At 64.6% G+C, this 19,241-nt stretch carries 25 protein-coding genes; 12 read left to right on the top strand and 13 right to left on the bottom strand.

What is annotated here, in order from left to right; translation table 11 throughout:
- Window positions 1–137 precede the first annotated feature (137 nt).
- From BPNPMPFG_RS22410 to BPNPMPFG_RS22395, 4 genes are read right to left on the bottom strand one after another with little or no spacing between them, the layout of a single operon-like run.
- Complete coding sequence (locus BPNPMPFG_RS22410) at window positions 138–1,274, bottom strand: ABC transporter permease (protein ID WP_258590836.1); 1,137 nt, start codon at window positions 1,272–1,274, stop codon at window positions 138–140.
- Window positions 1,271–2,191 carry an ABC transporter ATP-binding protein gene (locus tag BPNPMPFG_RS22405; RefSeq protein WP_258590835.1) on the bottom strand — a complete coding sequence of 307 codons (921 nt, stop codon included), beginning with the start codon at window positions 2,189–2,191 and terminating at the stop codon, window positions 1,271–1,273. Before BPNPMPFG_RS22405 ends, BPNPMPFG_RS22410 begins: the two co-directional genes overlap by 4 nt.
- The gene (locus BPNPMPFG_RS22400; protein ID WP_258590834.1) at window positions 2,188–3,141 is read right to left on the bottom strand and encodes an HlyD family secretion protein; all 954 of its coding nucleotides are present in this window, start codon (window positions 3,139–3,141) and stop codon (window positions 2,188–2,190) included. The genes BPNPMPFG_RS22405 and BPNPMPFG_RS22400 overlap by 4 nt, the downstream gene beginning before the upstream one ends.
- Window positions 3,138–3,833 (bottom strand): CerR family C-terminal domain-containing protein, encoded by a 696-nt coding sequence (locus BPNPMPFG_RS22395; protein WP_258590833.1) that lies wholly within the window; start codon window positions 3,831–3,833, stop codon window positions 3,138–3,140. Before BPNPMPFG_RS22395 ends, BPNPMPFG_RS22400 begins: the two co-directional genes overlap by 4 nt.
- 90 nt (window positions 3,834–3,923) lie before the next feature.
- Between BPNPMPFG_RS22395 and BPNPMPFG_RS22390 the strand changes: the two genes are divergently transcribed.
- The 3 genes from BPNPMPFG_RS22390 (at window position 3,924) to BPNPMPFG_RS22380 (ending at window position 6,501) form a co-directional block, all read left to right on the top strand.
- Window positions 3,924–4,397: a CYTH domain-containing protein gene (locus BPNPMPFG_RS22390; protein ID WP_258590832.1), complete on the top strand. Its 474-nt coding sequence runs from the start codon at window positions 3,924–3,926 to the stop codon at window positions 4,395–4,397.
- Window positions 4,394–5,311, top strand: coding sequence for a CHAD domain-containing protein (locus BPNPMPFG_RS22385; protein ID WP_258590831.1), 918 nt, complete (start codon window positions 4,394–4,396; stop codon window positions 5,309–5,311). Before BPNPMPFG_RS22390 ends, BPNPMPFG_RS22385 begins: the two co-directional genes overlap by 4 nt.
- Window positions 5,312–5,694: 383 nt before the next feature.
- Window positions 5,695–6,501: a C40 family peptidase gene (locus BPNPMPFG_RS22380; protein ID WP_258590830.1), complete on the top strand. Its 807-nt coding sequence runs from the start codon at window positions 5,695–5,697 to the stop codon at window positions 6,499–6,501.
- A 28-nt stretch (window positions 6,502–6,529) separates the two neighbouring features.
- Here the strand turns inward: BPNPMPFG_RS22380 and BPNPMPFG_RS22375 are convergent, their stop codons facing one another.
- Window positions 6,530–7,531: an AraC family transcriptional regulator gene (locus BPNPMPFG_RS22375; protein ID WP_258590829.1), complete on the bottom strand. Its 1,002-nt coding sequence runs from the start codon at window positions 7,529–7,531 to the stop codon at window positions 6,530–6,532.
- Between the two features lie 147 nt (window positions 7,532–7,678).
- Here BPNPMPFG_RS22375 and BPNPMPFG_RS22370 point away from each other — a divergent pair, with 147 nt between their 5' ends.
- The 7 genes from BPNPMPFG_RS22370 (at window position 7,679) to BPNPMPFG_RS22340 (ending at window position 11,601) form a co-directional block, all read left to right on the top strand.
- Window positions 7,679–7,825 (top strand): hypothetical protein, encoded by a 147-nt coding sequence (locus BPNPMPFG_RS22370; protein ID WP_258590828.1) that lies wholly within the window; start codon window positions 7,679–7,681, stop codon window positions 7,823–7,825.
- Between the two features lie 7 nt (window positions 7,826–7,832).
- Window positions 7,833–8,267 carry a hypothetical protein gene (locus BPNPMPFG_RS22365; protein ID WP_258590827.1) on the top strand — a complete coding sequence of 145 codons (435 nt, stop codon included), beginning with the start codon at window positions 7,833–7,835 and terminating at the stop codon, window positions 8,265–8,267.
- Window positions 8,177–8,692, top strand: a complete 516-nt coding sequence (locus tag BPNPMPFG_RS22360) for a hypothetical protein (RefSeq protein ID WP_258590826.1) — start codon at window positions 8,177–8,179, stop codon at window positions 8,690–8,692. The genes BPNPMPFG_RS22365 and BPNPMPFG_RS22360 overlap by 91 nt, the downstream gene beginning before the upstream one ends.
- A gap of 1 nt (window position 8,693) precedes the next feature.
- A complete protein-coding gene (locus tag BPNPMPFG_RS22355) occupies window positions 8,694–9,152 on the top strand; it encodes a hypothetical protein (protein ID WP_258590825.1) in 459 nt (152 codons plus the stop codon).
- Between the two features lie 113 nt (window positions 9,153–9,265).
- On the top strand, window positions 9,266–9,646 hold the full coding sequence (locus BPNPMPFG_RS22350; protein WP_258590824.1) for a nuclear transport factor 2 family protein: 381 nt from the start codon (window positions 9,266–9,268) through the stop codon (window positions 9,644–9,646).
- Complete coding sequence (locus BPNPMPFG_RS22345; RefSeq protein WP_258590823.1) at window positions 9,625–10,272, top strand: DNA-3-methyladenine glycosylase; 648 nt, start codon at window positions 9,625–9,627, stop codon at window positions 10,270–10,272. Before BPNPMPFG_RS22350 ends, BPNPMPFG_RS22345 begins: the two co-directional genes overlap by 22 nt.
- A 402-nt stretch (window positions 10,273–10,674) precedes the next feature.
- Entirely contained in the window at window positions 10,675–11,601 is a 927-nt protein-coding gene (locus tag BPNPMPFG_RS22340) for a DMT family transporter (RefSeq protein ID WP_258590822.1), read from the top strand.
- Window positions 11,602–11,658: 57 nt separating this feature from the next.
- Here BPNPMPFG_RS22340 and BPNPMPFG_RS22335 read toward each other — a convergent pair whose 3' ends face one another.
- Complete coding sequence (locus tag BPNPMPFG_RS22335; protein WP_258590821.1) at window positions 11,659–12,024, bottom strand: hypothetical protein; 366 nt, start codon at window positions 12,022–12,024, stop codon at window positions 11,659–11,661.
- A 140-nt stretch (window positions 12,025–12,164) separates the two neighbouring features.
- Window positions 12,165–13,313 (bottom strand): amidohydrolase, encoded by a 1,149-nt coding sequence (locus tag BPNPMPFG_RS22330; RefSeq protein ID WP_258590820.1) that lies wholly within the window; start codon window positions 13,311–13,313, stop codon window positions 12,165–12,167.
- A 175-nt stretch (window positions 13,314–13,488) separates the two neighbouring features.
- Here BPNPMPFG_RS22330 and BPNPMPFG_RS22325 point away from each other — a divergent pair, with 175 nt between their 5' ends.
- Entirely contained in the window at window positions 13,489–14,103 is a 615-nt protein-coding gene (locus tag BPNPMPFG_RS22325) for a hypothetical protein (RefSeq protein WP_258590819.1), read from the top strand.
- A gap of 152 nt (window positions 14,104–14,255) precedes the next feature.
- The gene (locus BPNPMPFG_RS22320) at window positions 14,256–14,903 is read left to right on the top strand and encodes a glutathione S-transferase family protein (RefSeq protein ID WP_258596862.1); all 648 of its coding nucleotides are present in this window, start codon (window positions 14,256–14,258) and stop codon (window positions 14,901–14,903) included.
- Between the two features lie 107 nt (window positions 14,904–15,010).
- On the opposite strand, the gene BPNPMPFG_RS22315 is transcribed toward BPNPMPFG_RS22320, so the two are convergent.
- From BPNPMPFG_RS22315 to BPNPMPFG_RS22290, 6 genes are all read right to left on the bottom strand, one after another.
- Complete coding sequence (locus BPNPMPFG_RS22315; protein ID WP_258590818.1) at window positions 15,011–15,508, bottom strand: GNAT family N-acetyltransferase; 498 nt, start codon at window positions 15,506–15,508, stop codon at window positions 15,011–15,013.
- A gap of 182 nt (window positions 15,509–15,690) precedes the next feature.
- The gene (locus BPNPMPFG_RS22310) at window positions 15,691–17,427 is read right to left on the bottom strand and encodes a SulP family inorganic anion transporter (RefSeq protein ID WP_258590817.1); all 1,737 of its coding nucleotides are present in this window, start codon (window positions 17,425–17,427) and stop codon (window positions 15,691–15,693) included.
- 67 nt (window positions 17,428–17,494) lie between these two features.
- Complete coding sequence (locus tag BPNPMPFG_RS22305; protein ID WP_183446797.1) at window positions 17,495–17,773, bottom strand: helix-turn-helix domain-containing protein; 279 nt, start codon at window positions 17,771–17,773, stop codon at window positions 17,495–17,497.
- 46 nt (window positions 17,774–17,819) lie between these two features.
- Entirely contained in the window at window positions 17,820–18,056 is a 237-nt protein-coding gene (locus tag BPNPMPFG_RS22300; protein ID WP_258590816.1) for a hypothetical protein, read from the bottom strand.
- A gap of 5 nt (window positions 18,057–18,061) precedes the next feature.
- Window positions 18,062–18,769 (bottom strand): phosphatase PAP2 family protein, encoded by a 708-nt coding sequence (locus tag BPNPMPFG_RS22295; protein WP_258590815.1) that lies wholly within the window; start codon window positions 18,767–18,769, stop codon window positions 18,062–18,064.
- Between the two features lie 14 nt (window positions 18,770–18,783).
- The gene (locus BPNPMPFG_RS22290; RefSeq protein WP_258590814.1) at window positions 18,784–19,125 is read right to left on the bottom strand and encodes a hypothetical protein; all 342 of its coding nucleotides are present in this window, start codon (window positions 19,123–19,125) and stop codon (window positions 18,784–18,786) included.
- Between the last annotated feature and the right edge of the window lie 116 nt (window positions 19,126–19,241).

The following is a 19,241-nucleotide window of genomic DNA, read 5'->3' as shown; positions in this document are numbered from 1 at the left end:
CACCACTGTCGTCGCCAATCTCCGACGCTGCTAAGGGGTGGCCGGCGCCAAAGCTGCCAATCTCCCCCCAAGTGGGGGAGATGGCCGTCAGGCCAGAGGGGGGCGCTGTCCCGCCGGCCTCGCCATAGCCATGGCGCCTAGTCCAGCGTCCGCCTGAACCGCACCAGCGCCACGCCGGCAAACAGCGCCACGAACACCACCAGCCAGCCGATCTCCGTTGCCACCGCCGGCAGTTCGGCGCCCTTCAGCATCACCGCGCGGATGATGCGCAGGAAATGCGTCAGCGGCAGGATCTCGCCGAAGGCCTGTGCCCAGCCGGGCATGCCGCGATAGGGGAACATGAAGCCGGACAGCATGATCGACGGCAGGAAGAAGAAGAAGGTGAGCTGCAGCGCCTGCATCTGCGTGCGGGCAATGGTCGAAATCGTGTAGCCGAGCAGCACCAGCGCCAGCACGAAGATGAGCACGGCGGTGAGCAGCAGCGACATCGACCCGGTGAAGGGGATTGCGAACAAAAGCTTGGCCGCCACCAGCACCACCACCACCTGCACGCCGCCGACCGCCAGATAGGGCAGCACCTTGCCCAGCATGATCTCGAGCGGGCTGGACGGCATCGCCAGGAGATTTTCCATGGTGCCGCGCTCGGTCTCGCGCGTCAGCGCGATCGAGGTCATCATCACCATCGTCATCTGCAGGATGACGCCGAGCAGGCCGGGCACGATGTTGTATTGCGAAATGCCTTCGGGATTGTAGCGCTGGTGCACCACCACATCGAGTTGTCCCTTGGCGGTCTCGGCCGCGGCCTCCTGCATGCCTTGCGCCCTGAGCAGCGCCTGGCTAGCGACGGTGCCGAGCGTCGATATGGCACCACTGGCGACGGCCGGGTCGGTGGCGTCGGCCTCGATCAGGATCTGTGGACTGTCGCCGCGTTCGACCCGGCGGGCGAAATCGGCGGGGATGGTGACGACGAAGGCGACATCGCCCCGCGACATCAGGAACTCCGCGTCGGCCGCACTTTGCGAGACATGGTCGAAACGATAGTAGCCGGTGGTCTGCAGCGCCGAGACAACGGCACGGGTGTAGGGATCGCTGCTCGTCGCCACGAGTGCCGCCGGCAGGCTTTTCGGGTTGTTGTTGATGGCGTAGCCGAACAGCACCAGCTGCATCAGCGGCACGCCCAGCATCATGGCGAAGGTGATGCGGTCGCGCCGCATCTGGATGAACTCCTTGATCAGCAGCGCGCCAAGCCGGGCGAAGGAAAAGACGCTGTTCATGCCATGTTGTCCTTCGAGCCGGACATGAACTGGATGAAGACGTCCTCGAGGCTGGTTTTCCCAGGCGATACCGTCACGCCCTTGTGCTCTTTCTCGACATCGGCGAGCGCTGCCTTCAGCATCTTGCCGTTGGAGCCGACGACATGCAGCGTGGCGCCGAACGGCGCCACCTGATCGACGCCGGGGCGGCCTTGAAGCGCCTCAGCCACCTGGTCGAGACGCGGACCCTGCACGACAAAAGTGGTCAGCCCGGCATTCTTCACCACCTCGGCAACAGTGCCGGTGGCCAGCATCTTGCCGTAGGAGATGTAGCTGATGCGGTGGCAGCGCTCGGCCTCGTCCATATAGTGGGTGGAGACCAGCACGGTCAGTCCGCCGCTGGCGAGGCGATGGATCTCGTCCCAGAACTCGCGCCGCGCCTTTGGATCGACACCCGCCGTCGGCTCGTCGAGCAACAGCAGCTTCGGCTTGTGCATGATGCAGGCGGCCAGCGCCAACCGCTGCTTCCAGCCGCCGGACAAGGTGCCGGCCAGCTGGTTGCGGCGCGAGGTCAGGCCGAGTTCCTCGAGCGTTCTGGCAACATACTCGTTGAGCGGCTTCAGCCGGTAGAGCCGTGCGACGAATTCGAGATTCTCGCCGATCGTCAGATCCTCGTAGAACGAGAATCTCTGCGTCATGTAGCCGACTTCGCGCTTGATGCGCAGACTGTCGGTGCGGATGTTGAAGCCGAGCACCGTGCCTTCGCCCTCGTCGGGCGTCAGCAGGCCGCACATGATGCGGATGGTGGTGGTCTTGCCCGAGCCGTTCGGCCCGAGGAAGCCGACGATCTCGCCTTCGGCGACCGTCATCGTCACATGGTCGACAACGGTCTTGTCGCCAAAGCGCTTGACCAGGCCATGGACGTCGATGGCGTTCATTTCGCGCCGTCCGCCAAATCGACGTCGACGATCTGGCCGGGCTGCAGCGGGCCGGCGTTGCCCTCCGGCCGTGCCTCGACCAGATAGACCAGCTTCTGCCGGTTCTCCAGGGAGTAGATAACCGGCGGGGTGAATTCGGGATCCGGCGAGACGTAGCTTACTCGCGCCTTCACGTCCGGGCCGCAGCCGTCGCAGTGGACGCCGAGCAAGGTGCCGACCTTGACCGAGGAGAAGGCGGATTCCGGGATGTAGACGCTGAGCTTCACCGCGCCGTCGGGCAGGATCGAAATGACCGGCGCGGTCGGGCCCGCGGTGTCGCCCGGATTGCGGATGACGTCGTTGACGCGGCCGGGCGAGGGTGCTGCCAGCACCCGTTTCGACAGCCGCCACCGCGCTTGTTCCAGCATCGCCTGCGCCTGCTTGACCTGATTGTCTGCCGCCTTGATCGCCTCGGGGCGCGCCGGCAGGCCGCCGACGGCGAGATTGGCGTCGGCCTGGCCGACCTGCGCGTTGGCGGTCTCCAGCGTCGCCGATGCGGTGTCGAAATCGGCCTGCGTGCCGGCGCCGCGCTTGAACAGATCGGCGGCGCGGTCGTATTTGCGCTTGGCGTCGGCGGCCTGCGCGCTGGCCATGTCGACCTCGGCCTTGAGCACCGCGATCTCTTCCGGGCGCTTGCCGATCTGCAGGTCGGCCAACTGCGCCTGGGCCTGGGCAAGGCCGGCTTCGGCCTGGGCAACCGCGATCTTGGCATCGGCGCTTTCCAGCGTCACCACGGTCGTGCCGGGCGTGACGCGATCGCCACGCTTGACCGTAACCGTCTCGACCTGCGCCACCTCGATCGGCGCCAGCAGCACATAGTCGCCCTCGACATAGCCGACGGCCAAAGGTGCCGCCGGGGCGCAGGCGCTGAAAAGCTGCGCGGCGAGCGGCAAGGAGCAAAGGAAGCTCATCGTTTTGATCCCTTCCGGGCGGCCAATATGGCGCTGAGATTGCTCGAAGTGGCCGCCACCACCTTGGCGGCTTGAGCGGCGCCAATGTCCTTCCAGCCCATGCGGCGCATCACCGCCTCGCGGCCGATCCGGAAATAGACGACCTGGCCGATCAGCGTGAACACGGTGAGCCTTGTGGCCTCGCTTTCGGCCGGCTCGCCCGTCGCCTGTTCCCAGAGCTGGCACAGCCGGCGGTGCGTCGGCTCGAAGACGCCGTCATAGATGCGGTCGAGGGCTGCCGTCGGATGCGAAAGCTCGCGCAACACGAACTGCACGATCTCGCCGGCCTGCGGACTTGCCACGACGAAGCCGACCATCCGCTCCAGCGCCGCGAAGAGCAGCGCTTGCGCCGCCTCCGGATTGGCCGGTCCCGGCGCGGGTACCCGCACATTGCCGAAAGCCTGGCCGGCAACCGTCTGGATGGTCTCGACGATAAAGTCGGCGGCGGCGGTGCGAAGGCCCTCCTTGCCGCCGAAATGATAGGCGATCGAGCCGATATTGGCTTGCGCCTCCGCTGCGATCTGACGCGTCGAGGTGCCATCGAAACCCTGCCGGCCGAACAGTTTCAGCGCCGCCTGGACAAGCGCCGCGCGCGTCATCTCGGCGGCAGATGTCTCGCGGCGGGGGCTCCTGGTGTCCGGCGACTTGACCATGAGTGATATTTAATCAATCGATTGATTAAAGTCAATCTGTGTGCGCGGCTGTCTTGCCATCGCTGGCGGTAAGCGCTTTAGTGCGCGGCCATGGGCAAGGAAGTCGAACGGAAATTCCTGGTCTCCAGCTCCGCATGGCGGGATCTGGTCGAGGCGGATATCCGCATTCGCCAGTTCTATCTCGCCGCGGCACCGGGTCGAACCCTGCGCATCCGCATCAGCGATGACGCCTCCGCCAGACTGACGCTCAAATTCGGCAACAGGGCGCGCGAGCGCGATGAATTCGAGTATCCGATCCCGCTGGCGGAGGCCAAGGAGATGCTGGCCTTCGCGCTTGGGCGTGTCATAGAGAAGACACGCCACCATGTTAGGCATCGTGGCTATCTCTATGAGGTCGATGTCTTTGGCGGGCCGCTTGCGGGACTTGTGGTCGCCGAACTCGAGACGCCGGAAGACGTGCCGGACGAAATGCTGCCTGACTGGCTCGGTCGCGAAGTCACTGGCGAACAGAAATTCTACAACGCGTCGCTCGCCCTCGGGGGGATTCCGGAGATCGCCGCATGAGCTTTCGCATCGATCCGCGCCTGCCGCTGACCGGCGAGGTCAGGCGTATCCTTGCCGAGGAAATCGGCAAGGCATTGGCCCATCTCGACACCGCGCGCAGCCGGCCGGAACAGGCGCTGCACAAATGCCGCAAGCGGCTGAAGAGCGCGCGTGCGTTGCTGCGCCTTGTTCGTTCCGGTGACGAAACATTCTGCGAGACGGAGAACCAGTGCTATCGCAACGTGGCGGGCCTGCTTGCCGGCCCACGCGAGGCGACGGCGCTGATCGAGACCATCGACCGGCTGGCGGCAAGCTTTCCCAAGGAGAGTGCCGATGACGGGCTAGGCCCGGCGCGCGACAGGCTGATCGCCCGCCAGCATGAATTGCATGAAGGCACCGGGCTCGAAGCGGCGATTGCCGCTGCGACCGCCGCTTGCGAGGAAGGCCTGCACCGGATCGAGAGTCTTGCCTTGCCCGACCAGCCGGAACAAGCCGCCGACGTGCTTGCCGAAGGTGCCCGCATCACCTTGCGCCGTGCCAGGAAGGCGCTGGACAAGGCCGGATCGCGCGGCGCGGCCAATGATTTCCACGACCTGCGCAAGGCCGCCAAGACGCACGGCATGCATTTGTCGCTGCTCGGCAGGCTGTGGCCGACGCCGATCAAGGCCCGTCGCAAGGCGGTCGACGAACTGGGTGAGCGGCTGGGCGACCTGCATGATGTGTTCGTCATGCGCGACCTGCTCGAGGCCGACGACCGGCCGCTCGGACCGCCCGAGGACACCAAGCTTCTGGGCAAGCTTTTGAAGCGGTCGGAGAAGCAGCTGAAGAAAAGCTGTCTCGCCGAGGCGGCTGAGTTGTTCGGCGACAGCCCCAAACGCTCGACACGCAAACTGGCCCGCAAGGCGCGCGACGATCTGGCCGCAACCGCCAGTTGACGGAGCACCGTGCTCTCCCTTCTCCCACAAGGGCAGGGCAATCGCATATGGGAAGCCGAGGCTTTCGCCCTACGAATACCCCCACCCCTAACCCCTCCCCACAAGGGGGAGGGAGACTCTCGTAGGCGCTGATCTCGGCAAACTGGCCAAGTTCGGCTCCGAGTATGATGAATAGGGCGCGCGGCAGCATTCCCTCCCCCTTGTGGGGGTCCGAAGGACGGGCGAGACCCGTGGCTCGCCCCGGTTGGTTAGGGTGGGGGTCCGTCTTCGCAAGAACCCATATGCGATTGCCCTGCCGACAAGGGGAGAAGGGGAAGCCAACGTCGGCGCAACCCTCTCCCGCGCTGGCCCACATCACTCGCCTATGCTAATCGCCATATGGCATGACCGAGCCCGGCGACACGCTTCTGGATCGACTTGGCCGCTGGCTCGCCGGCCGGCTGCAGGAAGAATCCTCCGGCTACGAACCCTACACGCCCTCCGATGCCGAGACGCTGCGCCGCACGCTCGAGCCCGGCGACGTCCTGCTGGTCGAGGGCAACCAGAAGATCTCGGCGGCGATCAAGTACCTGACCCAGTCGACCTGGTCGCATGCGGCTTTCTACATCGGCGATGCGTTGCCCGAGCCGCAGGACGGAACGGAGCGGCCGCGGCTGATCGAGGTGACGATGGGCGAGGGCTGCATCGCCGTGCCGCTGTCTCGCTATCGCACCTACAACACCCGCATCTGCCGGGCGAGCGGGCTGGCGCCGGAAGACCGCGACAGGGTCGTCGCCTTCATGATCGGCAAGCTCGGCCTGAAATACGATCTCAAGAACATTTTCGACATGCTGCGCTATTTTCTGCCGACGCCGCCGGTGCCGGTGCGCTGGCGGCGCCGCATGCTGGCGTTCGGGTCCGGCGACCCGACACGCGCCATCTGTTCGTCGCTGATCGCCGAGGCCTATGGCCAGATCCGCTATCCGATCCTGCCCGAGATCACCCGCGCGCCCGGCCGCGCATCGGCGCAGTCGAACTATTCGCGCAAGGAAATCCTGCACATCCGCCACCACTCGCTATACACGCCGCGCGATTTCGACCTGTCGCCCTTTTTCCGCATCGTCAAGCCGACGCTGGAATATGGTTTCGACTACCGTTCGGTGACCTGGGACGACAAGGTTGCCGATCGTGGGGCGAGAGCCGCCGAGTAACCACGATCGGAGAAGCCCGACCTGGGCGTCAGTGCCTGGAAGCCGCAGCGCGCACGTCCGAGGGTGTCGCATCATAACGGCGGCGGAACGCCCGGTTGAAATAGGAAAGATCGTTGAAACCGGCCTCGTAGGCGATCTCTGTAATGCTGCGCCCGGCATGACGCGGATCGCTGAGCATGCGATGCGCGCGAACCAGCCGCTGGTCGATCATGAAATCAATCAGCGATGTGCCTTCGCGTTCGAACAGCTTGCGCACGTAGCGGGCCGACAGCCCATGGCGGGCGGCGACGTCCCGCGCCGACAAATCGATATGGCCGCCATGGGCGACGATATCCGCCTTGATGGCGCGCAAGCGGGCCACGCCGACGCCGCGGCCGCGCGCGATCTCGGCCGCATCCCTGGTCGCGCCCATGGCGAGTGCCGCAAGGTCGAAGATATGTGTCGCGGCAAGGTGCCATGCCTCGGCCGTCAGCTCGTCTCCGACCTCCTGGACCGACTGGACATAGTCGAGCAGCAGTCGCATCGCTCCGCTTTGGGTCGGCAATGGCCGCATCAGAACCGTGGCCGGATCGCCGATCAGCGGTGAAAGCTGGTTGCGCGAAAAGCTCATGTTGACGAAGCGAAACCCGCCGGGGCCAATCAGGTTGAGACCGACCTCTTCGCCGCTCATGATCAGCGCCTGACCGTTGCCGACCGCCTCCTCGCGGCCGCGATGCTTCATCACGCTGGTTCCGTCGAGCGCCGCCAGGAGAACGAGATCGTCGCTGTCGATCAGCGACGCCGTATGATGCACCCGGAACTCCGAACTGCTGCCGGTAGCGATACCGAGGCCGGGCAGCGCGCGCACCCGCATGTCGATCTGCGCCGGCGCCAGCGGATCAAGGTCGACCTTGAGAACCGTGCGGCCATAGACCTCGCGCGTGATCTCGACGCGATCACGCTCGGGAAACATCTCCGTCGTCAATCGAAACGAGGCTGACGGCCCCATCGTCGCAGTCATCGGCACCCCCATGCCCAGGAGGGCGGTCATATGCGCCGCAGCCTGCAAAACGTCAATACAGGGCCGTTCTGGCCGCTTTCAGTGCCTTTCTGTCCAAGCTGACCCCTTTCGATCGACCTAGTTTGCGGCGCGATTCCGAAACCGGAACCGCACAGGCAAAGATTTAAGGGGGCTTCGATGTTTCATCTGCAACTGTCCAAGACGCTGTCGGCACTCGCCTCGGCGGGCTTCAATCCGCGCGTCTACCTGCTGTCGATCGCATTGGGCAACGCGGTGACCGATCACCGCGAAGCCAAGCAGCCACCGCGCGCTGGCCGTGGATGAGGACACCATGAAAAGGAGACTTTTTCTGCTGACGCTGGCCATCGTCCTGCCTGGCTGCCAGACCGGCCAGGTCGACGGCAGCTCGTCACCGGTCGCCAGTGCGGCCGGTGGCAAGAAGACCCAGAACAAACTGACGAAGCCGGAAACGGCCTGCGCCGAGGCTGCCCAAAAGGCGGCGCAGGCGCAGACCAACGCGGCTCTGCTCGGCGGTGTCCTGTCGATGGCGGGGGGGTCTTGGCGGTCTGGCTGGCAATGGTGGGGTCATTGCCGGCCAGGCCGCCTCGATCGGTGGCTCGGTGCTGCAATCCCAGGCCACCAGCAGCGCCCTTGCCGGCATCGCGGAGACCTGTTATGGCTGATCTCCTGGCAACCATGCGCCGCAGGGCAGGCGCGCTCGCGCTTGCCGTTGCCATCCTCGACGGCTCGCAGGCCTTGGCGCTGACGGCGCATGATGCGTCGACGGTGGTCGGCCTGATCGAGACCTTGCAGCCCGAATTCGGTCAGTTCGCCTATGACGATGAGATCGCCGCCGACTGGTATGAGCGCGATGCCGCCGACAAGGGCCTGATCGGCACCGCCGGCTTCACCGCCGACAGCTGGAAGGTTGCGCTTGGCGAGACGATGCGCGGGTTCCTGGCGACCATGCCGGTCGCGGAACTCGATGCCATCTTCGCCAAGCTGAGGGATGCCATATCGGGCATGGCGGAGCTGACCGAGGCGCAGAAGACCGAGACCATCGACGCCATCGACGAACAGGTCAAAGGGTTGATGGCTTTGCGGGCCGAAGGCGGCCCCTTCGCCGACGCCGTGAGGCCGCTGACGCCAAAGATCCGCAGCCTCATCCTCGGCCCGGCGATGCGGCAATAGAATGTCGCACAACCGAACCTGGCCAGCGGGCAAGGCTTTTGGGCGCAATCGCCCCGAGACGGACGAACGCCGTGCGTTTCCATCCACGCGGCGTATCGGACCGGGCATGGCGGCCGTGATGCTTGGCTGCCTCCTGGCATCCGGCTGCAGCCAGATGACCGTCAACCCGCCGATTGCCGCAGAACAGCATGCCAAGCTCGCCGCGCTGGCGGCGGGACCAAATGCGCCGGAAGGCCTGGGCGAGGCCCTGGCCGCTGTCGAGGCAGCCAGGCAGATGCAGGAATGCCAGGCCAGGAACAACGAGATCGTCGGGCAGATGAAGGCGATGGGGGCCGTCAGCACGGCTGTCAGCGTCGCCGGCGGGCTGGCCGGTTCCGGCGGCAAGGCAGCGGCGAAGGCCGTGGCGGTTGGCACCGCCGGTGTCGTACGCGGCAGGGTCAGCCAGATACAACCGTGCTGAAAACGATTGCCATGATGCCCGGTCACGGCGACTGACGGCTATGATCGGCCACCTGGAAGGCCCGCTCCAGGCCGGCGTATGGTAGGCTGGCCCAGGCGGTGAAGGAGGTCGATATGGAAGACCGGGAGACAAGAGCGGCTCTGGATCGCCACTGGGCTGCCTCCGATGCGAACGATTTCGAGGGCGAGCACGAGATTTACCGAGAGGACGCGGTGCTCGACTATCCGCAATCGGGTGAGCGGATCCGCGGGCGGCGAAGCATTCAGTCATCGCGCGCCGCGCAACCGAACCGGAAGCGCTTCACGGTGCGGCGGATCATCGGCGCCGGCGACCTCTGGATCACCGAATATGTCCTGGCCTATGACGGGCGGCCGTCTTACACGGTGAGCATCATGGAGTTCCTCGATGGCAAGGTGGCCCGCGAGACCCAGTATTTCGGCGATCCGTTCGAGCCGGGACCTTCGCGCGCGCAATGGGTCGAGCGGATGCCGTGAACCGCAGGGATGATCATCCGCCGCTCGCCCGCGCGGAGCTGCCGGCGGACACGGCAGCTCTCGCCCGCTATCTCGTCGGCAAGATCGTGGTGCGGAAGTTGCCGGAAGGCGTCGCCAGCGGCCGCATCGTCGAGACCGAGGCCTATGTCGTCGGCGACGCTGCTGGACATGGCTACCGGGGGATGACCCCGCGCAATCGTTCGCTGTTTCTCGAGCGCGGGCACGCCTATGTCTATCTCGCCTACGGTGTCTCGACCATGCTGAATGTCTCGAGCGAGATGCAAGGGATCGGAACCGGCGTCCTGATCCGGGCGCTCGAGCCGCTCGAAGGCATCCCTATCATGCGGGTCAATCGCGGCATCGAGCGCTTGCGCGATTTGGCACGAGGACCGGGAAGGCTGGCCCAGGCATTGCGGATTGATCGTTCGCTCGATGGGCTCGACCTTTGCCGGGAAGGCCCGCTATGGCTGACGAGCGACGACCACGGGCTCGCTTGCGATGACCACGGGCCTGGCGAAATCGGGCAGAGCACCAGGATCGGCATTTCAAAGGACGCGGACCGCCCGCTGCGGTTTTATGTCCGGGGCAGCCCGTTCGTCAGCGGTCCAAGATCACTCAACGAATAAGTAGCCGCCCTCCTCCTTCCTTGAAAGAAAGTGCATCGCATACGGGCGCCTGAAGCTTTCGCTTTATGAAGTACCCCCACCCCTAACCCCTCCCCACAAGGGGGAGGGAGACGTTGACACCACTGTTTCGACCAAAATTGTTGAAGTTCGCGCCAGGTGGCGCTGCCGCAAAGTTTCCCTCCCCCTTGTGGGGAGGGGTTAGGGGTGGGGTACGTGCCGGGCAAACATCTCACATTTCCATATGCGATAGTCTTCCCTTGAACGGCACTGAAGCTCCGTTTGCGCTGTTGCCCGAACGCACCGGCCCGCAAAATCGCGCGCTGCATCCAATCGGGATTGGACCGCCACATGGACGGGGCTGCCATCTGGTCCTGCCGTTCGCTCCGGGATATCCGGCTGCACATGAATGAAGCCGTGAAGACATCCAGCCTGAACAGCGCCGTTTCCCCGATGATCCCCGTGCTCGTCTGCGCGCTCGGGATCTTCCTGCTGTCGGGGATGGATGCGGCGATGAAGACCCTGGTCATTGCCGTGGGCGTCTACAACACGGTGCTGTGGCGCAGCATGGTCGCGACTGTCGTCGCGGGTGCTGCCTGGTCGGCAGGGTCGCGCTCAAAGCCAACCCTTGCGGTGCTGCGGCTGCATGCGCTGCGTGCCGCTGTCGTCGGCATCGTTCTGATATTGTTCTTTTGGGGTCTCGCCAGGCTGCCGCTGGCGGAGGCGATCGGGCTCAGCTTCATCGCGCCCTTGTTCGCCCTCTTCCTCGCAGCACTCTTGCTGGGCGAACGAATCCGCCGGCAGGCAATCTGGGCGTCGCTGGCCGGCATCGCGGGTGTCGCGATCATAATGGCCGGCCAGTTCGGCCAGGCAAGCACCTCGCAAGATACCACGCTGGGCACGGCGGCGGTGCTCTTGTCGACGGTGTTCTACGGCTACAATCTGATCCTCGCCCGGCAACAGGCGCAGTTGGCCAAGCCGATCGAGATCATGTTCTTCCAGAACCTTTGCGTTGCCATCATCCTGGGTCTCGCCGCGCCGTGGCTCGCCGTCGCACTGCCGAGCAATCTCTGGCTTCCCCTGGCCGGGGTGACGGTGCTGTCGCTAGCCGGGCAATTCCTGATGAGCTGGTCCTATGCCCGCGCCGAAGCGCAATATCTGATCCCGACGGAATACTCGGCCTTCATCTGGGCGGTCGCGCTCGGCTGGTTCTTCTTCGGCGAGGCGGCCACCTGGACGACGCTGACAGGAGCATGCCTGATCGTCGCCGGCTGCCTGATCGCGGCGCGCGCAAACCCGAAGCTGGCCGAGCCAATCGAGGCGGCGGTCTGAGGAAGCTTGTCTTCCTGCCTGAAAGGTTGGAACTGCAGGACGTGTGGGGCGTCACATCTACGGATATTTCGTCTGATTTGCACCTGCGCCCTGCAGGCTTGGGTCGATCTGCAACTCTTTTGGCAATGGAAGACTCGAGCACCGCAAATGGACCTCCCGGGCGAACAATTTTCGTTGCTTCTGCTCGTGCTCCTTGACGGCTGCCACGAGCCCCAATGAGTACGGGCCAAGCAGGACGCCGAAGCCCCAACCCGGGTGCTCTTTTTCGCGAGCGTCGTAGGCCGAAGCCGCCATGCGGGCTTGCTGGCATTCCGGCGACACCCATTTCGGGTCTTGATTAGAAAGCGACGCCCCATAATCGACCGGAGAGGTCACGCATCCAGTCAAAGTCGCGGCCAACGCGACCAACATTGCAATTCTCATCCCGAAGCCTTTCCCAAAGCATTGTGGAGAGTGCACAGAACTCGTCTTCCAGCAAGAAGAGAGCTCCGATGAGGCCGCTGGAAACCCGGTTTTCATTGCCGTTGTCCAGCTCTGACGGGCATTTCCTGCATTGGCAGAAATCAGCCCAGAAGGTTGCGCACCGTGCGCATGAATACCTTCGAGCCGATCGGGATCAGGTCGTCGGGAAAGTCATAGTCCGGATTGTGCAGCGCCGGGTGCCGCTCGCCCGCACCCAGGAAGAACATCGCCGATGAAGCTGCGTGGCCGAACACGCCAAAATCTTCCGAGGCGCGCATCGGCAGGTTTTCTTCGTCGTGCAGGACGCCCTCTTCATCGAGAGCGCGCCGCAGATGCTCCACCGCCTCCGATGCGTTGACGCTGGCAACGAATATCTCGTGATAGTCCCACCGAGCCGCAAGGCGATGCTCGGCAGCGATCTTTGTGACCAGAGCTTCAGCGGCGGCGCACAGGCTGGCCATGCGGTCGTCGCGCCGGGTGCGCAGCGTCGCCCAGACTTCCGCCCGGCCGGGCGCGATGCCGAACACGGCTTCGCCCATCTCGGCATGGGTGACGGTCAGCATGCTGAATTCGTCGTCGGCAAAAGTACCGCGTCCGAGCGCAGGCAGCGCCGGCATCAATTGGCTGATTGCCATCATCGGCGAAATGCCGGTCTCGGGCATGGACGAATGCGCGGTCTTGCCTTCCAGCACGATGCGCATGCCGCGTGAGGCACAGTTCACCACGCCGGTCTTGAGCCGAACCTCGCCGAAGGGCACGCCCGGCAGGTTGTGCAAGGAGAACGCGAAATCCGGCGCGATCGCGCCGAAGCGCGGATCGGCGACGACACCGGCCGCGCCGTTGCCGGTTTCTTCGGCCGGCTGGAACATCAGCACGACGCGTCCTCGAGCGGGCCTCTCGCGCCCAAGTTGGCGGCCAAGTGCCGCGAGGATCGCGGTGTGTCCGTCATGGCCGCACATATGCGACTTGCCTGGCACCAGCGACGAATGCGGCGCGCCCGAAAGTTCGTGGATCGGCAGCGCATCGAGTTCCGAGCGGACCAACACCGTTGGTCCCGCCTTGCCGCTTTCGTAGATCGCCGCCACGCCGTGCCCGCCCAATCCGGTCAGCACCGCGTCCGGCCCCGTGTCGGCGAGAAAGTCGACGACCTCGCTCGCGGTCTCCTCCTCTTCATTCGAGATTTCCGGATGCTGGTGCAGCTTGCGCCGCCATGCCGTAAGCTCGACAAGATCTCGATTGGTCAGGGTCAATTTTTCCTCCGCTCAGGCTCAATTCTCCATATCAGTTCTCCCAGCGTCGTCAAAAGTTCGACGACACGCGCCGCATTTTCGAAACGGAAGTCGACATCGAGGAACCGGAAAGCCTAGGCCGAGTTGAATTCCGCATCCGGAATCGTAGGTTGGATGGGTAACGTCCGGGCAAAGCATGAGTAAACCGCCGCTGTTGATTGCCGAATGGCCGCTGCCGCCATCGGCGACGCTTGGCTCGTCGGTGCGTGCGAAGGGCATCGAACGCGAAATACGGGCGCGCCTGCCATGGGCTGCTAGCAAATGCGTCAAGGCGGAGGCTGGGCACATTGCATTGCGTATGCCGCAAGCCGCGGCGGCTGAGTTCAGCGCTGCCTCGGCGAAAATCTTGAGGACGTTGCAAGGCATCGAAGACCTGCCGGTGCTGCCGCGCGAGGCGGAGGACATTCTGACGATCTCTGCGCGAGAACGTCACAAATGGCTCAAAGACGGTCGCCTGCGGAGCACCGGGACGCGCACCGTCAAGTTGCGCGGCCGCGCCAAGGCCGTCACGTTCCACGTCTTCGACCCGCTGCATATCGAGGACGTCCTGGATCGCGACCTGCCGGCCGTCTGGAGAGAGGAGGACGCGCGAGAGGCCGCCGAAAACAGGCGGCGCGCGGCCGGAAAGGCCGCACTGACTCGTGCGGGAAAGGGCAAGGCCGCCGCTGCCAGGAATGCCCGCGAAGCAGATGCCCCACGTCCAAAGTTGGAGGGCTGGGACGCGTTCGAAGACGAGGGTTTGCTGCGCTAGCGCGGTCGCAAGCGGAGCCGGAGCGCTTGAGTTCGGACGCCGAAATAGTTGGCAAAAAGCAGGCCTGGTTGTCGGAAATCACGCCGGTCGTTCGTCCTGTGGAGGCACAGCAAGAACTGGACATCTCACCGAGCAACACCCGGAGCCTTGCAATGACACCCACCATCACAGCCTTTGAACGGTCGCCCGACCGCGGCAGGGGACTGGGGCGCGACATGCATGTTCGCTGGGCACTCGAAGAAGTGGGCCAACCCTACGACGTTCGTCTCGTTTCGTTCGCTGAGATGAAGGAGCCCGCGCATCGCGCGCTGCATCCTTTCGGTCAGATTCCGACCTATGAAGAAGGCGACCTCGCTCTGTTTGAGTCCGGCGCCATCGTGTTCCATATCGCACAGCGCCATGCGGGTCTGCTGCCCGATGATGCGAATGCCCGAGCGCGCGCCATCACATGGATGTTTGCCGCGCTCAGCACGGTCGAGCCGCCGATCCTTGAGCTCGTAACCGCCAAGTTCCTTGAAGGCGACAAGAGCTGGTCCGGACAGCGCCGGCTTCTTGTCGAGGATCGCATCCGCAACCGGCTGGGCGACCTTTCGCGTCGGCTTGGCGATGCCGACTGGCTCGATGGCGCGTTCAGCGCCGGCGACCTCGTGATGGTGGGCGTCCTGCGCAGGTTGAACGGATCGGGTCTGCTGGATCCGAACCTCGCCGCCTATGTCGCCCGCGGCGAAGCGCGGCCGGCCTTCAAGCGTGCTTTCGACGCTCAATTGGCGGTTTTCACGGCAGCATCGACAGGTCGATGAAGACGTTCTGGATCATTGGAGCCCATCGGAGCGAATGCCCGGTTAATTAACCGGCGCGCCAAAAATGGGTTACGAACCGGCCGCCAAGTGCCAGGAGCGGACAACCGCTAGACCCCCAAACCTGGCTCGGCAGGTCGCGCTACATACTCCGGGAACTCCGCGACGCCTCGGCTGAGGGCCTTCACCATGAGAAGGCCATCATCGAAGAAGCCGTTTCGCGCGTAAAACTGGTGCGTGCGTTCCTTGCCAAGCACCATGGCGATACGGAAGACAGCGCAGCCAGTCCGCTCGCCTTCCGCCTCGATCCACGTCATCAGCTTGGTGCCTGTGCCAAGGCTGCGCAGCGTCGTGTCGACCACCACATGGTCGGCTTCGATGTACTTCCCGCACCAGAGCTGAATGCCCGTCCAGAAGCCGGAGATACCCACCATCCGATCGTCGATGTAGGCCGCGATGCAGCGGTAGTTGCCCTGGGCGTGCATTGCCGAGAGCCGTTCCCGAAACGCCGCTTCGTCCAGATGCGCGTTGCCCTGCCGGAACACCGGATAGATCGAGAGCATCTCATCGAGCCCATTGAGTTCACGAATTGTCACCTCGCCAGCCACGACAGCCCCCACTCCGTGTCGTTCCATTCTGCGGTCGATCCAGGTCGCGGTCCAGCGGGATCTTCCAAATCGGGGATTGAGCCAGTGACCGCTTCGGGTCAAAAGCGGGCCTGACGATCGGCGCTGACCGGTGGACAACTTTCCCCTGACAAAGTGGCCGCCGGCCCGCAAATCCCAGCTTGCTACTCCGTCTCCAGTTTCCCGTTCAGCTGCGCCCGCGCGTCGCGGATCGAAGCGGCGTAGGTCACCAGCGGCCGCTTGACGCCGTGGTTGATCAGCGTGCGCCGTATCTGCGGCGAGGCGCCTGATATGATGAAGCGCACGCCAGCCCGCTTTGCCTTGTGCGCGGCGCCCTCGATGACATTGGCGGCTGTCGAATCGAAGAACGGCACAGCCGAACAATCGAGGATGAAATTCTTGCGCTGGTCGGCGATGCGGTCGAGCACGGTGCCGACGGTCGATGCGGCGCCGAAGAAGAAGGCGCCCGAGATGCGGTAGACCACGGTGTCGGCATCGCTTGCCTCGCTGGCATCATAGGCGCGGCCGCTGGAGTCGGCGACATCGTCCGGCACCAGTGGCAAGTCCGCCTCGACCGCGATCGACTTGGCCATGCGGTCGATGAACAGGATCGAGCCGAGCGCGAAGCCGACAACGATGCCCTCGGTCAAGTCGCGGAAGACGACGATCAGGAAGGTTGCCAGCAGCACCAGCGCGTCGCCGCGCGAGGCGCGCAGCAGCGTGGCAAAAGCCTGTTTCTCGAACATGTTCCAGCAGACCACCGCCAGCACCCCGGCAAGGGCGGCGAGCGGGATGTAGCTGGCGAGCGGTGCGGCCACCAGCATGAAGACCAGCAGGAAGAGAGAGTGCAGCATGCCCGAAACCGGCCCATTCGCGCCGGCCCGGACATTGGTCGCGGTGCGGGCGATGGTGCCGGTGGTGCAGATGCCGCCGAACAGAGCCGACGCAATATTGGCGAAGCCCTGCGCCACCAGTTCGCAATTGGAACGGTGTCGCCGGCCGGTCATGCCGTCGGCGACGACCGCCGACAGCAGCGATTCGATGGCGCCGAGCAGCGCGAAGGCGACGGCGTCCGGCAGCACCGCGATCGCCTTGTCGAGGCTGAATGCCGGCAGTGCCGGGAACGGCAGGCTGCGCGGAATGCCGCCATAGCGCGTGCCGATCGTTTCCGCCGGCAGCGCCAGCAGCGCCACCACCAGCGAGGCGAGGCCGACGGCGATCAGCATGCCCGGCCAGCCCGGCCGCCAGCGTTTGACCGCGACGATGGTGACGATGGTCAGCACCGCCACCAGTGTCGCCGAGATGTTGAGCGTGCCGGCCGCCTCGCCGATCGCCACCAGTTTCGGCAGCAGCGGCCCCGGCTCCGGCCGGCCAAGTTTCAGCCCGAACAGTTCGACGATCTGGCCGGAGAAGATGATGATCGAGATGCCGGCGGTGAAGCCGACCGTCACCGGATAGGGGATGAATTTGATGTAAGTGCCGAGCCTGAGGTAGCCGATGGCGAGCAGGAAGACACCCGACATCATCGTCGCCAGCAGCAGCCCGTCGACCCCTTCGCGCTGGACCGTTGCCGCCACCAGCACGATGAAGGCGCCGGCCGGGCCGCCGATCTGGAAGCGGCTGCCGCCCAGTGCCGAGACGATGAAGCCGCCGACTATTGCCGTGAACAGGCCGCGTTCCGGCGTGACGCCCGAAGCAATCGCAATTGCCATCGACAGCGGCAGCGCGACGATGGCGACGGTCAGCCCGGCCATGAAGTCGGCCTTGAACTGCGGCAGGTGATAGCCTTCGCGCCAGACCGTCACCAGCTTCGGCGTGAACAATTCGGAAAATGTCGGCTTTGCCGACTTCTGGGCCGACTTCCGGGCCGGTTGATGCACTGCCTGCCGGATCTGATCCATGGACTGCCTTCCGCTTCCGAAGGCGGCGGGATCGTCGGCAGGACTGTCGGCGGTCGCCGTCGCGACTTTATGCCGGCTCAGCCTTGGGATCCGGCGGCACGACAGGCTTGAGGCGCACGCCCCGGCCGCCGCGCTCGCTGGTCTGGTTCTCGCCGATCAGTTCCACCCCGGCCTCGTCGAGGGCCTGGATGACCTTCATCAGCGTATCGACCACGCCCCTGACCACACCGTCGCTCGCTTCCATGCGCTGAATGGTCGGAAGCGAAACGCCGGCGCGTTCGGCTAGCGTCTTCTGATCGATGCCGGCCAGCGCCCTCGCGGCGCGCATCTGCGCGGCAGTGATCATCGGCCGAAATCCCCGTCTGAGTCTGCAGGTCTAGCGTATAATACCATCATTGTGATGTTTCAAGCATCAATATGAATGTTTCATACGTAGGCGTGGTCGCCTGCCTGTTCATTTTTTGGATACTTCCTGAGAATTGCCAGCTAGGATGATCCATCTGGGGTGGGGTGACGCTGGTGACTATTTTCAGAACTTTGATGACATCGACATGCTTGCTGTCGGTGGTTCTTCTGCTGGCAGGCTGTGGACATGGGCTGATCAACCGACTGATCTGATTGCCGCTCAAGGCCCTCAATCTCCAATCTCGCTTTCGCCGCCCTTGCGTCGCTGCAGAAGTCGCGCCGCCAGCCAGCACAGCATCGCCCAGGCGAAGCCGGCGCACCAGCCGGCCAGCACGTCCGACGGCCAGTGCACACCGAGATAGATGCGGCTGATCCCGACCAGCAGCGTCGTCAGCACCGCCAGGACCAGCACATAGGCCTTGACCGTCCTGTCCTGCAGGAAGCCAGCCGCCAGCGAGCCGAGGGTCAGATAGGTCACCGCCGACAGCATGGCGTGACCGCTCGGAAAGGACAGCGAGGTTTCGCTGACGAGGTGCGAGACGAGCTCCGGGCGCGGCCGGTCGACGCCGACCTTCAGCAAGCTCGACAGCAGCTGGCCGCCGGCCACCGCGACAAAGATGAGCAGTGCGGGCGCCGGCCGGCGGATCAACAGCAAATAGACGATCGTCGCCGCCGTGATCAGCACCAGCACGGTGGCGCTGCCGAGACTGGTGACGTCGCGCATCACGCCTTCCAGCCAAAGCGGGCCGATCGGAATTCCGGGCTGGCCCGCCTGGCGGAAGGCAAGCAGGATTTCGGTGTCGAAGGCGTGCGGCGTTGTGGCTCGCGCCACCTCCATCAGTTCCTCGAACCCCCACAGGCAGCCGGCGATGAGCAGGCCGGCCAGCAGCACCGGAAATTCGATCCGGGTGAGCAGAGCGTTGGCGGTGGTCTTCATCGGCATTCGCTCCGCTACATCCGCCCTTGCAGATAGGGTCCGAGCGTGATCAGCGCCACCGCGGCGATCGCCAGCATGATGCCGGTCGCCTGCAGCGCGTTGACGCGCTCGCCGAAGAACACCAGGGCGACGACATTCACCGACACCAGCTGGATGACGGCCGACAGGCTGAACGACACCGACATGCCGAACTCGCGGATCAGCCGCAGCATGATCAGATTGCCCAACGAATAGAGCGCCAGCGTCAGCAGGATCTTGCCGAGGCTTGGCGCCAGCCCCCATTGCTTGGCGGCCGTCGCCGCCAGCAGGAAGATCACCGTCGAAAAGCCGAGCTGCAGCAATCCCGAAAAACTCAATGTCTTGCCCCTCGATAACACCCTTTGGCAGTCCTTGTTTCCGAACCGCGCAGGCACGTCAAGCAGACCTCTTGTCGGGACTTCGACCGTTGCAGGCCGGTCGCGGTTGAAAGCCG

The organism is Mesorhizobium sp. AR07, assembly GCF_024746815.1.
GTDB lineage: Bacteria > Pseudomonadota > Alphaproteobacteria > Rhizobiales > Rhizobiaceae > Mesorhizobium.
Note: the sequence above shows the minus strand (reverse complement) of the source record. Positions and strands in the feature narration are given on the sequence as shown.